Origin of the sequence: Salinivibrio sp. SS3, from assembly GCF_001722105.1 — a bacterium.
In the GTDB taxonomy this organism is placed as follows: Bacteria; Pseudomonadota; Gammaproteobacteria; order Enterobacterales; family Vibrionaceae; genus Salinivibrio; species Salinivibrio kushneri.
The window spans coordinates 106,975-120,866 of the sequence record NZ_MEBQ01000043.1; the positions used below are offsets into that span (position 1 = coordinate 106,975).

The 13,892-nt window shown below is 50.4% G+C and carries 9 protein-coding genes; 1 reads left to right on the plus strand and 8 read right to left on the minus strand.

Annotation, left to right across the window (positions count from 1 at the left end):
- Positions 1-32 precede the first annotated feature (32 nt).
- The 8 genes from BGL48_RS12355 to malT all read right to left on the minus strand — a co-directional run bounded on the left by BGL48_RS12355 (position 33) and on the right by malT (position 10,897).
- Complete coding sequence (locus tag BGL48_RS12355; RefSeq protein WP_069362922.1) at positions 33-278, minus strand: LPP leucine zipper domain-containing protein; 246 nt, start codon at positions 276-278, stop codon at positions 33-35.
- A 185-nt stretch (positions 279-463) separates the two neighbouring features.
- A complete protein-coding gene (locus BGL48_RS12360; RefSeq protein WP_069362923.1) occupies positions 464-940 on the minus strand; it encodes a copper chaperone PCu(A)C in 477 nt (158 codons plus the stop codon).
- Complete coding sequence (locus tag BGL48_RS12365; RefSeq protein ID WP_069362924.1) at positions 937-1,530, minus strand: SCO family protein; 594 nt, start codon at positions 1,528-1,530, stop codon at positions 937-939. The genes BGL48_RS12360 and BGL48_RS12365 overlap by 4 nt, the downstream gene beginning before the upstream one ends.
- Positions 1,527-2,006, minus strand: a complete 480-nt coding sequence (locus BGL48_RS12370) for a hypothetical protein (RefSeq protein WP_083238595.1) — start codon at positions 2,004-2,006, stop codon at positions 1,527-1,529. Before BGL48_RS12370 ends, BGL48_RS12365 begins: the two co-directional genes overlap by 4 nt.
- Positions 2,007-2,009: 3 nt before the next feature.
- Positions 2,010-2,939, minus strand: coding sequence for a DUF368 domain-containing protein (locus BGL48_RS12375; protein WP_069363149.1), 930 nt, complete (start codon positions 2,937-2,939; stop codon positions 2,010-2,012).
- Between the two features lie 83 nt (positions 2,940-3,022).
- Positions 3,023-4,789, minus strand: coding sequence for a PAS domain S-box protein (locus tag BGL48_RS16570; protein ID WP_069362925.1), 1,767 nt, complete (start codon positions 4,787-4,789; stop codon positions 3,023-3,025).
- Between the two features lie 330 nt (positions 4,790-5,119).
- Positions 5,120-7,996 carry a pullulanase-type alpha-1,6-glucosidase gene (pulA, locus tag BGL48_RS12385; RefSeq protein ID WP_083238596.1) on the minus strand — a complete coding sequence of 959 codons (2,877 nt, stop codon included), beginning with the start codon at positions 7,994-7,996 and terminating at the stop codon, positions 5,120-5,122.
- 192 nt (positions 7,997-8,188) lie between these two features.
- Entirely contained in the window at positions 8,189-10,897 is a 2,709-nt protein-coding gene (gene malT / locus BGL48_RS12390) for an HTH-type transcriptional regulator MalT (protein WP_069362926.1), read from the minus strand.
- A 506-nt stretch (positions 10,898-11,403) separates the two neighbouring features.
- Between malT and BGL48_RS12395 the strand changes: the two genes are divergently transcribed.
- Entirely contained in the window at positions 11,404-13,854 is a 2,451-nt protein-coding gene (locus BGL48_RS12395) for a glycogen/starch/alpha-glucan phosphorylase (protein WP_069362927.1), read from the plus strand.
- Positions 13,855-13,892: the final 38 nt, after the last annotated feature.

Consider the following 13,892-nt stretch of genomic DNA (forward strand, 5'->3'; position numbering starts at 1 on the left):
TTCAATGCGTCGTCGGTGCTTAAGTCGATACGCTACTTGGTATACGACTGCGCCATATTATCAATGCGCTTGTTAGCACGTTTGGCTTCGTCATAGGCCATTTGAGAGGTACCTTTGGTATCACTCACGTCGCTTTTCATCATAGAAACGTCGTTAGAGAGCGCATCGACTTTCGCGGATAAATCATCAACACTTTGTTGTAGTGCGGTGTTGCTAGTACAGCCGACGAGCAACACGGTTGAAGCTATTGCTGCTAGCGCCATTGGACGGATTTTCATAGAGAACCTCGCTATTGTTGTTGGAGATAGCAATCACGTCAAAAGGGTCACGCGCAAGCGCGACTACCTTTTACCATAGACGCTGATAGGGGATTTTGCTGCTGAATCCTCAACTTGGCGGCCATACCTTGACACAGTTAACATTTAACGCGCTGTTTGACCCATCCATCGAGACACGTTAAAGACTATTCGTGGTGATGATTTCCTTCATCGCTATGGTGCTGCATACCATCCATGACTGATTTCACTGGGATCTGCTTGGTCAGTGAATGACCGTCTGCGGTGTTTAAGGTCAACGAAATGTGCTCGCCTACTTTGAGTGGCTGGGTAAGATCAAATAGCATCACATGCAGGCCTCCTGGCTTTAATGTGACTTGCTCGCCTTCAGGCACCAGGATTTGCGCAATTTGTCGCATTTCCATCATGCCATCTACCATGGCATGCTCATGCAACTCTACCCGTTTCGCCGCCGGTGTACTTGCACTCACCACCCGTTTTAGCACCTTGCTTTGATTATCGAGCACCATGAAAGCGGCGCTATTTGGTGCGCCAGGTGCAGTGGCACGCGCGTAGGCATCATGAATAAAAAACTCACCATGGGCATGCACCAATGGGGCAACCATAAAAGCGATAGCGGCAATAAAAGATTTGAATGATGTCATTGTTGTTCCTTGTTTTGACCAGTCACCCGTTCAATCGCTGCGATCAGCATCTCAGGGTTTAAGGTGTGAGGGACTTTCTCTACGAGTTCACCGTTCGGTGAGAGAAAATAAAAAAAGGAGCTATGGTCAACGGCATAGTCCATGGCGGAGCCTTCCAGCTCGGTGATGCGATATAAAACTCCGTAGCGCTTTGCCAGCTGGGCGATTTGTGCTTCTGAACCACTGACGCCGGTGATGGCCGGATGGAAAAAATGGGCATACTCCGCGGCTTTTTCGCTGGTATCACGCTTTGGGTCGAGTGTGATAAAGACTGGCGACACCGCGTTTCGTGTCGACTCAGGGAGCGATTTTAACGCAGCAGATAGTACGGCGAGCGAGGTGGGACAAACATCAGGACAATGGGTATAACCGAAGTAAACAATGCGCGGACGTGGGTCATCGGTATTGTAAAGGTTAAACGGTTGCCCTTGTGATTGTAATGCACCCGCTTGTGCCTGCTTTTGTGACGTTTGATAGTGATCAAATAGCGCGCGGGCACCCAAGCCAAAACAAACGGCAATAATGGCGACAAGCCAAGCTTTCTTACTCATAGTCGCTCCATGCTTACTTTAATGGGGAATAGCGTGTTTGCATCATCATTAAGTGTAATGGTTCCCGCCCAGGTCATGCTGTCTTCAGTGCAAACGGGCAGCATCAATTGCCCTTGGTAAGTCAGTTTATCGGTTTGTTTAAGCACCAGCCGATATTCCCCCATATTCATTTCGACGCCTTGGAGCTTCACGAGCAAGGTATCCGTGTTAAGCGCCTGGGGGGCGGTTACCGTGAGGGTATTGGCGTGTAGTGGATGAACCATTGGATTGCCTAAGTGGGCTTGATAACCCTTGTATTGGCACGTTTGCTGATTGAGCGAACAGTAGGCGGCTGGCGCGACGTTTGAACTCGAAGCGGTCGAGAAAAAGCCAGATAGCCAAGAGGGAAGAAAAAAAGCCATCACTGCCAGCATTAAGAGACCGACAGTGATAAACAATGGGCGACTCACGGGTGATTGTGAGGGTGATATATGCATTATTTAGTCCTGCTTAGGCGAGAAACGCTCCAGCAATAATACCAGCACAAAGCCACCTATCATGGCAATGATGGCCAAGCTAACTTGTGCCGGGTGTCCCACGATTGCCTCATAAGCACCGGGCAGAAGGTTATCTTGCATCAGAGGCACTTGCTCACCGGATGAGTTGGTACGCCATGTGAGCGTGTGTTTCCACGGCCAGATTTTACCTAGCGTGCCCAACATCAGGCCGGTCAGAAACGCGAGTGTCAGCGCGTAGTAGCGGCGCAGCAGCCATGACAACAGGTGCGAAAAGGTCAATAAGCCAGTCACCGCGCCCACCGCAAATAATCCCAGTAAGCCAAACTGCGTTTGATGAACCGCATCTAGGATCGGACTGTACATTCCCAGCAACAGCAGAATAAAACTGCCAGAGATCCCTGGCAAAATCATAGCGCAAATCGCGATGGCGCCGGCGAGAAAGACGGTGAGCGGCGAGGCGGTGAGCTGCAACGGGTTCGCAATAGTAATCCAGTAGGCAAACCCGACCCCTAGCAGTGCGGCGAGAACGGTTTTAGGCCTTATTCTGGGGGCGGGCAATTGTTTGGCAATATGCAACGCTGAAGCGATGATCAAGCCAAAGAAAAACGACCACAGTGGGATGGGGTGATGGGTGAGCATCCAGCTTATCCCTTTGGCCAAACTGGCAATACTGGTCAGAATGCCGGCTAAGAGCACACAAAGAAAGGTGCCGTTGATATGGTGCCAGACGGCCTTGAACCCTTCCTTGCGCCAGAGTGTGAAAAGGCGAGGTGTGATACGCCGAATACTCTCAAGTAACTGCGTGTAGATACCAGTAATAAATGCGATGGTGCCGCCAGAGACACCAGGAACCACATCTGCAGCCCCCATCGCCATGCCTTTGAGGTAAGTTGAGACCAGGTTCTTGATCATAATGCTATTCATCGATAAAAAGCTGAAACGCGCATTATACCGAGATAAATGAGCAGCGATAGGTTTCGCTATTTTTCCCTTGCTTAACTGCCCTCTTCATTGAGGTTTTGAAGCGCATCGGCTAATGCGCGAACGCGCTCGTTGGTTTGGTCGACCAGCCGGCGGATCTCTGCTGCAGACTCTCCCGAGCGCTGAGCCAGTTGACGTACTTCATCTGCAACGACGGCAAACCCTCGGCCTGACTCGCCTGCACGTGCAGCCTCAATGGCGGCATTTAACGCGAGAAGGTTGGTTTGATCCGCGAGCCCATTAATAACGCCAATAATCTGCTGAATTTCATTACTGGATGTTTCCACTTTATTCATTTCCTGTTCCGTTACTTCGACGGCTTGGGCCCGATTCGTGACATCGATTCCGTAGGAGACGAGGTATAAAGGATTGCCTTCTGAATCAAAAATCGGGGCAACCACGGTGTCAAAGCGGCGTTCACTGCCATCGGCGGCTTTAAAAGGAAGGACGTCTTTGATCTGAGAGCCCGCAATCACTTTTTGGAAGGTTTGTTCACCCAGCATTATTTTCAGGTTGTTAGTCGCGATCTGGGCGTTGGTCGAGGTATCAGCGTGTAAACGTGTGAGCATATAGGAGTTAAAGGATTCAGGTGTCCCGTCAAGCCGCCATTGCATAATCCCGTTACTAACACTGATGGCTTCGAAGCGTCTTTCTGCTTCCAATGAGCGTTGCTTGGCTTCGGTGATATCGGCTTGAATAGAAATAAAGCTAGATAAGTGCCCGTTGTCATCAAAAATCGGATTGATAGACACAGAAATCCAATAGGCCTCACCCTGTTTGTTATAGTTGAGCAGTTCGTCGTAAAAGGGCTCGCGATTTTTTAGTTTCTGTGAAATTTTTGCGACCGTTTCTGCGTCGGTGCCTGGTCCTTGCAATATGGTGCCTGGCTTTTTACCGCGCATGTCTGACATCGTGTAACCGGTGAGCTTTTCGAACCCTTGGTTTACATAGCGTGTACAGCCGTCGGCATCGGTGATGATGACTGAGTTATCGGTCTCATCCGCTACCATCGACAGCATCTTGAATTCTTCTCGACGCTCTACTTCTTCTGTCACGTCTTTCACAAATGCGGTGTATTGGATTTCGTTGTCGAGTTCTATTTTTGAAATAGAAAAGCTGCCCCAACGGTGCTCACCATTTTTACGCACTACAGGCACTTCTCGCGTTGAACCCACTATTTTATTGATGCCAGTCCGACGGTTTTTATTGACCAGTTCATCGTGCTCATGGCGGTGTTGCTCTGGCACCAGCATCTTGACATTGTTTCCTAACATCTCGTCACGTGTGTATCCCCACAAGCGCTCTGCAGAGCGGTTGGCGAAGGTAACAATGTTGTTACCGTCAATGGTCACCACGGCATCTAATGCTTGGTCGAGCGTTTGATTGACTATTTCTTGGGCTTGTTTTTGAGCCGAAATATCGTGCACAAAGGCGGTATAAGTGGACTTGCCCCGATGTTTAATCTGGTTGAGTGAGATATTAACCCAAACGCGTGAGCCGTCTTTTCGTTCGAGCTGGACGTCGCGAGATGTCCCCACGATACGATCTTGGTTAGTGGTACGATGATGTTCAATGAAGCTATCATGACTGGCGCGAATTTCGCTTGGAACGAGCATTTTCACGTTATTGCCCATTACTTCATTACGTTGATAACCCCACAGTGATTCCGCAGCGTCGTTGAAGTAGATAACTTGATTTTGCTCATCGATAGTGATGATGGCGTGTATCGACTGATCCAGCGTTTTTTTATAGCGCCCGTCAACGACCAAATCTTTTAACATTAACTTATTCCTTGTTGACCGCTCACTTTCATCGTTAGCGGCCGATGAAGTGTGATTTCGGTTCCAATTAAAGATAAATACCGTACCACATCCTGTACTCGGGTGTTGAGTGAACCGATCAGCATTTATACCAATAGCAATACAAAAAATGAGGAAACACTGTCAAAACGTGTTCAAGTACTGATATCGCTATGAATAACGCGAGCGCGGAGCAGAAAACTCGTGTATTTAACGGCTTTTTAAAGGAAGGCTAGGTTGATGATGATGGTGTTAAGCCTGTATGTCCGGGCGGCAAGTGGAGTAGGGGAGCCGCACTCCCCCAAATGATGGTTAAGGCTGATGAGGTTTCTCGAACACGGCGACGGACCAAGCGGGTACAGTGAGTTTGCCGTTGGTTACGTGAGCGGCCTGTTGGTTATACGCGATCGAGCTGTTGCCCGCATTGGCTTGCAAGCTGTGAAGCTGATAGTCGGTGGCGTCGATGTTGGCAAAGTCATTGACGGCCGTGCCCGAGGCATTGATCGCGACGATAATGCCGTCACGCGTTGCATCCTTCGAGCTGTCGTGCAGACTGCCACTGTTATCAAGCTGCATCACAATTAGCCCTGGAATTTGTGAGGCGCCGGTGTTGTGAAAGCTGACACGTTGGTTGATCACGTTGCCTTGTCCCAGATTGAACAGCCCTGACGACGCACGCAGCGCCACCAGCTCATTAAAGTAGCTGTCCATGTTGCTGATTGCCTGTGGCGTTGGTTTGGCCTCGCTGTTGTGGTTGACAATCACGGTTTCAATCATCGGCCAGTTGTAGCCGTCTTTATCTTCACGTGGCAGCCCTTGATCCCACTGCGTGGTTTGTTGGGTAAAGTCGACGCGGTTATACCAATCGCCCGAATCATATGAGTCACGTTGCATCGATTTTGAACGAAGCAGTTCGCTGCCCATGTGGATAAAAGGCACCCCTTGTCCCAACAGAGCGGTTGAGAGTGACACGGCTTGGGCGCGGACGCGTGTTGCGAGCGGCATCGCGTAAGGGAATTTGTATTGATGGTTATCCCACAAGGTTTGGTTGTCGTGCTTGGAGACATAGTTTTGAATCTCCCACGCGTCTTGCGCGTAGCCAGCCGGTTGACCGTTGTAATCAACCTCGTCACCGCGCACGACATCACCATTGGCAATTTGTAACTGAAAATCTTTTAAGTTACCCGCCATACCCAAACGGACTAAATCCGCGTTATGCAGGGCGCTGGCTCTTTCCCCGCTGCTTTGCTGTTGCAGATCATTGGGCGCGACCCATTGACCATTACCAAAGCCTTGGTTTTTACGCAGGTACTCGCCGCCATCGAATGGACCGCCGCCGCGAACCGCATCACGAAGTCGGTCAGAAAACGAGCCAATACCGGTGCCTGCTAGGTTTGCTTGGGTGGCTTGGACAAACTGGCGATCGTTGGCGACTTCACCGAAGTTCCAACCTTCACCATAGAAATACACATCTGGGTTAATGGTGCGGGCAACGGCAAGTGTGCGCTCGATCTGGGCCAGCGGATGATGCCCCATCAAATCCCAACGGAAGGCATCGATTTTGTAGTCTTTCACCCAGGTGGCAATCGAGTCATCGATCAGTTTGGCAAACATACGATGCTCAGGCGCTGTATTCGAGCAGCAAGTAGATTGCTCGACGTCACCAGTGACGGGGTTAAGACGCTGATAATACCAAGGCACGACTTTATCTAACACAGAGTAGGACCCTAAGCCCGCTTGGTGGGTGTGGTTGTAGACCACGTCCATCACCACATTCATGCCGATATTCTGTTTGATGGCCATGATCATTTTACGAAACTCAAGGATACGCGCGGTGCCCTCAGGTTCGGTGGCATAACTGCCTTCGGGTACAGTGTAATGGAAAGGATCGTAACCCCAGTTAAAGCTGTCGTACTGACGCATCGCCGCCATCACCGTTTGCACATAGGGGGTGTTAGCACTGTCTTCGGTGGCTAAATCCGTTAATGCTGCTTGGATGGTTTGATGGTTGTCGCACTCACTGGCCAGTCTGGGCGTCTCTTTCAGTGAAGGTGCTTTGTCACATAGCGTGGAGAAGCGGTCGGTTAAATCGATACGCTGGGCCGCGTCCTCGTTGATGGAGGCGATATCAAACACGGGGAGCAGATGTAAATGGGTGACCCCGGATTGCGCGAGCGCGGTTAAATGCTTGACCGGCTCAGTGGTGTTTTGGGTAAAAGCTAGGTACTTACCGCGCAGGTTTTGGGGTGTAGATTGATCGAGCGCGGAAAAATCACGCACGTGCGCCTCATAAATCACGCTGTTGGTGGGGTTTTGCTGTGAGTGAGGCGTACTCAGCGTATCCCAACCACTGGGTTTAAGCGCAGGCGCATTTAGATCGACCACCTGTGAATAGCTGGAGTTGGTCGACAAGCTATGTGAGTAAGGATCCGTGACTTCGAGACGCTCGATGCGATGTGTTTCAGGGTGATAAACCGACAGTTGATAACGGTAATAGTCGCCATGATTTAGCGCAGTGGTGGCGACATGCCAGCTTCCTGACTCGGTGTCGAAGTCCATTTTGATCGGCGTTTTGCGCTGCTTTGGCCCGTTTTTTTCGCTCGCCGATTGATAGGGCACCAGCGAGACTTGCTGTGCGGTAGGGGCCCAAAGACGAAACTCAGTGTGTCCAGCGTTAGGCGTGGCACCATAAGTGAGTTTTTCCGCGTGTTCGGCATACAAGGCATCGAGCGCGCGGGCCGGTTGAACATCGGTTGCGGTTAATACGGTATCACCGTCTTTGGCGATAGCGAGAAGCTGTCCTTTAAGCCATTGCCTCAGGGCAATATCGGCGCTAGTAAAGTCAAAATCGAACCCTTTGACGTCGTCTTGCAAATGAGGGAACGATAGTTGCCAATGATCGTGCGTGGCAAGGGTGGACTCGACACTCGCAGTGGCGTTTTCCACCTGCTGTGTGTCCGGGTTATAGCGCATGGTGCCATCGGCGGAGTAATACAAGGTGAGCGAGGTAGCGTTGGTTTGATGGGTGAGCAGGGTATCGGCGTCAGCAAATAGCACACTGGCGTCTGTGGTACCGATGTCTCTTGGGGGGAGGTTGGTTTCTTTATCGGTATTACAACCCGTTAACGCCATGATAGTCGCGATGGCAACCGATGCGCCGAGCGGTTGCAAAAAGTGAGTGCGCTTCATTGATTATTCCTCATGTGTCAATACTGAGGCGCAGCATACTGAAGGGCGACACCTACCATGCGTGATCGGGTTAAAACTCAGCGTGTCATGGCAGAAAAGATGATGAAATTCAGTAAAGTATCACGAAAGGTAGGGGGAGAGCGAAAGGCCACTACGCCCCCACGAAAAGTCTGGGGGCGTAGGCATAGCTGACTAGTTACCCATAAGTTGAAGGAGGTTTTCGGCGGTGACGACCGCTTCTTTACGGTTAGCAATATTGAGCTTTTGGTAAAGGTTACGGATATGGGTTTTGATGGTGGTGCCGGCGACATCCAGTTCATGAGCAATTTGCTCGTTACTAAACCCGGAATAAATCAAGCCGAGCACTTGCCATTCGCGTTGCGTCAGTGAGCTGGTTCGCACTAGCTCTGGCACGTTAGGGTGCTTGACCAGTTTTTCGACAAAGGCTTCATCAAAGTGGGTGGAGCGTGAGCGCTGATGGCTGGCGATTTCTTTTAATAGCTGCTGTGCCCGGTGGCGCTCTAATGCGCCGAGCGCATGTTGTTCAATCAACGCGTGCAGCAATGATGAGAGCGCATCACCTTCGATTAAAAAGTTACCCATCATCCCGGTTTGATTGGTTAGGATCAGGGCATCTTGCAAGAGACTTTTGGCGTATTCCGTCTCTTGCACTTTACTGGCGAGCACGGCCTCGACGATGAGATTGCGGTTTTTATCCGTCACTAAGTTGGCCCGGTTCGCTTCGCGGCGCAGAAAATCGACCGCTTGACGTGCTTGATCATACTGACCCAAATGCAGGTGCGCGCGGGCAATGTTTCGCCACTGAAGCTGGCTAAAGTGGTTGCAGGCGGTCGCGGGGCGAACGGCTTGATGTAACCACTCATCCATATTGGTCAGTTCGTTTTTGGCGTGCCAATAGAGCAATAGCGAGAGTGACGCGTTAGCGGTCCAATCAACATGATAAACTGATTCTCGTAGAAGGTGCTCTATGTGCTCAATGCTTTTGGCCGCTTTATCTAACTCACCGCGACTAACAGCCACGCGCGCGAGCATAGAGTAGCTATGCAAATGCTTGCTCGGCGGTTGGTTTTCCAAAACCTGTAGCCCCTTATACGCACAGGCTTCAGCTTCATCCAGACGGTTCCAACACCAGAGTATTTGGGCGCGAAGCCGTAGAGCAAATTCATGTAAAGGAACTTGATGCAATTGCTGATCTTCAATGAGCTGATCGGCGCTGTCGAGCAACTCAAACGCGGCTTGCACATAGCCTTGTGCCAGGAGAATTTCACTTTGCTGTAAAATGGCCCACAGCGCTTGGTGATATACCTGATGCTGGCGCGCTAACTTTTCCGTTTGTTGCATCATGGATAAAGCGCGATCCAGTTCGCCGAGCACATGATTCACCTCGCCAACCACGGAAGTCGCGACAATACGTCCTCGGTAATTGGCGCTATCGAGTTGCTCGAGTGCTTTTTCTGCCAGCTGCATCGCTTGCTCAGGCTCATTCGCATTAATGGCTACTTGGGCAAGCAGGGCATTGGCATTGCCTTGGTAATCAATATCCAGTGGAATGTCGCGGGCTTGATACGCCTTTTCGGCACTGGCCAATAACTCGCCAACTTCGTGATACCTATGTTGGCTTTGTGCTAACCAAGCACGCAGTAAGCTCAAATTGGGGTATTGGTATAAAAGCTCATCACTGAGCTTGATAATCGCGGATTCGAGTGTGGATAGTTCGCCACGATTGAACATACGCCAGCCGTGTTGATTGAGGATATCGGCCAGCAACGCATCGTCTTTGGCATAGCGTGCGTGGCGCAAGGCTTGATGAGGGGACTGCAGCTTTAGCCAAGCCAGTGCCGCGTGTCGATGCAAGGTTTGTTGCTGGTGGGGGATCCTGGCTTGGCGCTCGTGGGCCAAAAACTCCGCGAATAAATGGTGAAACCGGAACCAATTGTTATCCCCCTCCAGCGCATAGATAAACAAACCATAGCGATTCAGTGACTCAAGCATGCCCAGGGCGTCTTCTCGCTCGGTCAAGGCGAAAACCAGTTCATCATTGAACATTTCTAACACTGAGACTTTCATCAGAAACTGACGTGTCTCCGTGTCAAGCAAGTCGAAAACTTCTTCCGCTAGATAGTCCCAAAGATGGGCATGGTTGAATTCTGCACACGAGGCGGCGCTTTGCATTAGCGTGCGTTTTTGGTGCTGCGCTTGAATGGCGATCAGTTGCAGCGCGGATGGCCAACCTTCGACGTAGGTACATAAGGCATTTGCGGTCGATTCATCGACGCCATCGTCGATACGTTGGTTGAAAAACCGGGTTGTCTCTTCGTTATCGAACGCGAGAAGCTCGTTGCCTATCTCGATCATCAGGTCTCGCACGCGTAAGTTCGCGGTGCCCAGTGGTGGGTTAGCGCGTGACGTCACCACTAACGTGAGGTTCTCTGGCATGTGCTTGATGAAAAAGCGCATCGCTTCATGGATTTCTTCGTTATCAACTAGTTGATAGTCGTCCAGCACCAAATAGCTGCTGGCGTGAAACCCGGCCAGTTCGGCAAAAACATCAGACAAGAGCGCACGAAGTGATGAGAATTGGCGTTTTTCCGCCAGTTTTATCGTATTAGCGCAGCCTTCTTGGGTGGCTTGGTGCAACGCTTGTAATAAATAGTTTATGAAGCGAAAGCTGTCGTTATCACTGTCATCAATGCTAAACCAACCGACATTGGGTTGATCGGCGAGCCACTGGGCAGCCATGGTGGTTTTGCCATAACCGGCCGGAGAGCGAAACAGCACCAGCTTATAGTGGGGGGCTTGTTGTAAAATATCGAGCACTCGCGGGCGCAATATCGCGTTATAAAGCCGTCCAGGCCGAGTCAGCTTTGATGGGATCCACATAAGACACTGTCCTTCACTACAAATGCGGTGCGTCATCTTTGGTGCGCACCTCTGTCCTGATTGCAGTGTATGTAACTTCAAAGACACAAACTATGATCTATCCCTGATCTCTTAACGGGTGCCCTAATTTAGTGCAACTACGCCTTATAATTGTGATATATATCACTTAATTGCCTTGTTCTTGGCTTTTTTTATCGTCGGTGTACACATTGATGTTGGTTTGTAAGGGTTTAATTTGCGCTAGCGCACAAAAATCACCAAAGGCTAGACGGTTTTTTTCATCGCCGGCTTAGACAGGCTTTTGTCTCATAGCGTGATGAAGATCACCAGTCAGTGGGCTGTGCTTCATTTTGATGAGAGCCCGCTCACTGTTGATGTGTGACCTGGCTCTCTACGCCCTATGGTCTCCTCCTTTGATGAGAACGACGTGGGAGGATGTTTGCCGTGCTCGGGTTGGGCAGGATGACTAACCATCAAGGTTTCATTCCATTATCGAGAGCAACGACATGACACCAAAACAGCAACATGCGTTTGATAAAAGTGCGTTTAAAATCAGTATGGTTCAACACTTAACCCAGCTAGGTCACGCACCAGATACTGCTCAACTGCGTGACTGGTACCTCGCGCTTGGCCGTGCATTAGCCGAACACACGACGAGTGACTTGGTGGCCACTGAACACGATCAAGCCATTAAACAAGCGAAAAGTGTTAACTATTTATCCCTCGAGTTTTTGATTGGTCGTTTAACCGGGAACAACCTCATTAGCATGGGCTTGTACGATGCTATCGCCGATGCCGTGAGTGAGCTTGGGCTTGGGTTAACGGATTTACTCGAACAAGAGCGTGATCCGTCTCTGGGTAATGGCGGCTTGGGACGTCTGGCGGCCTGTTTTATGGACTCTTTGGCGGCACAGCAGTATCCAGCAGTGGGTTACGGATTACATTATGAATATGGGCTTTTCCGTCAGTCTTTTCATGAAGGGGCGCAGCAAGAGGCACCTGATGCGTGGCGCGAACCGGAAGGCTACCCATGGGAACTGGTACGTCCTGAATTATCCCAAATTATCGGCTTTTATGGCCATGTTGAGGTCGTTGAAGAAGCAGGGCATACCTATCGTCAATGGGTGCCGAGCTTGAAAATCCAGGCAATGCCTTGGGACTTACCCATTGTCGGTTACCAAAGCAACACCGTTTACCCATTGCGTTTGTGGGAAGGTCGAGCACTGACACCGTTCGCGCTTGATGCTTTTAATGCAGGCGACTACACCCATGCGCAGCAAGCTGATATCGATGCGGGTAATTTGACCAAAGTCTTGTACCCGAACGATAACCACGACGCAGGTAAAACGCTGCGCTTGATGCAGCAGTACTTCCACAGTGCCGCCTCGGTCGCAGATATCCTCCGTCGTCACCTAGAGGCTGGTCATGCTCTAGCGGCGTTGCCAGAGTATGAAACCATTCAATTAAACGACACCCACCCCACCATCGCGATTCCTGAGCTGATGCGCGTATTGCTGGATGATTATCGTCTGGGCTGGGATGAGGCGTGGTCAATCGCCAGTCGTACTTTTGCTTACACTAACCACACCTTACTGCCCGAAGCGCTGGAAACCTGGAGTGAGGCGTTGATTGCGCGCTTGCTGCCGCGTCATATGGAGATCATTTTTGAGATTAACCATCGCTTCATGCAAGAGGTAGAAGCGAAGTGGCCCGGCGATGTGGCGAAAAAGCAGGTGTTGTCAGTGATTGACGACAAAGGTGAGCGCATGGTGCGTATGGCGAATCTATGTGTGGTTGGCTCTTATGCGGTAAATGGCGTTGCGGCGTTGCACTCTCAGTTAGTTAAGCGTGATTTATTCCCAGAATTTGATGCGCTATATCCGGGCCGCATTCAAAATGTGACCAATGGCATTACACCGCGTCGCTGGTTGAAGTTCTGTAACCCTGACTTGTCCAACTTGATCAGTGAAAAAATCGGTGAGCAGTGGCCAGCGCAATTAGAGCAACTCGAGCAGATTGCTCAATACGCCGATGATACTGCGTTTCAAAAGATATTCATGGATGTCAAAAAGCGCAACAAGCAGCGTTTGGCGGGATGGGTTAAAGAGCACCTCGATATTACCCTCAATACCGATGCGATTTTTGATGTACAAATTAAGCGTCTGCATGAATATAAGCGTCAGCACTTGAATCTATTGCATGTGATTTCGCTCTATCAGCGTTTGCTTAACGAGCCAGACTTTGACATGGCGCCACGAGTGGTCTTTTTTGCCGCGAAAGCCGCGCCTGGCTATGAATTAGCAAAATCGATCATCTATGCAATTAATAAGGTCGCTGAAACCATTAATAATGATCCACGGGTCGGTGACAAGCTCAAAGTGGTATTTATTCCTGATTATCGTGTCAGTATGGCGGAAATCATTATTCCTGCTGCCGATGTGTCTGAGCAGATTTCTATGGCCGGTAAAGAAGCGTCTGGCACGGGTAACATGAAAATGGCACTCAACGGCGCGCTCACCATTGGCACCATGGATGGCGCGAACGTGGAAATCCGTGAAGAAGTGGGTGACGACAACATCTATATCTTTGGTCTTGATGTCGATGGCGTCACGGCGTTGCGCAAAAAAGGCTATCAGCCTGAAGCGGTCTATCATAGCCAGCCTCTATTGAAGGCCGCCTTGGATAGTCTGTTGGATGAGACGTTTACGCCAGGTCAGCCTGGGGCGTTGCGCCCTGTCTTTGACAGTGTCATGGGTAGCGGCGACCCGTACCTGTGTTTGGCTGACTTTGCCGATTACGTGCGCGCACACAATGACATTGACCGTGATTACCGTGACGCGTCGCAATGGGCACGTAAAGCGATTCTGAACACCGCGCTGGTCGGTAAGTTTAGCTCAGACCGCTCAATTCGCGATTACGTTAATAACATTTGGCAGTTAGAAGCGATTAAGCGCTAATTGCAATATAACGGGTTAACAACCTCATCGGTGGCAAG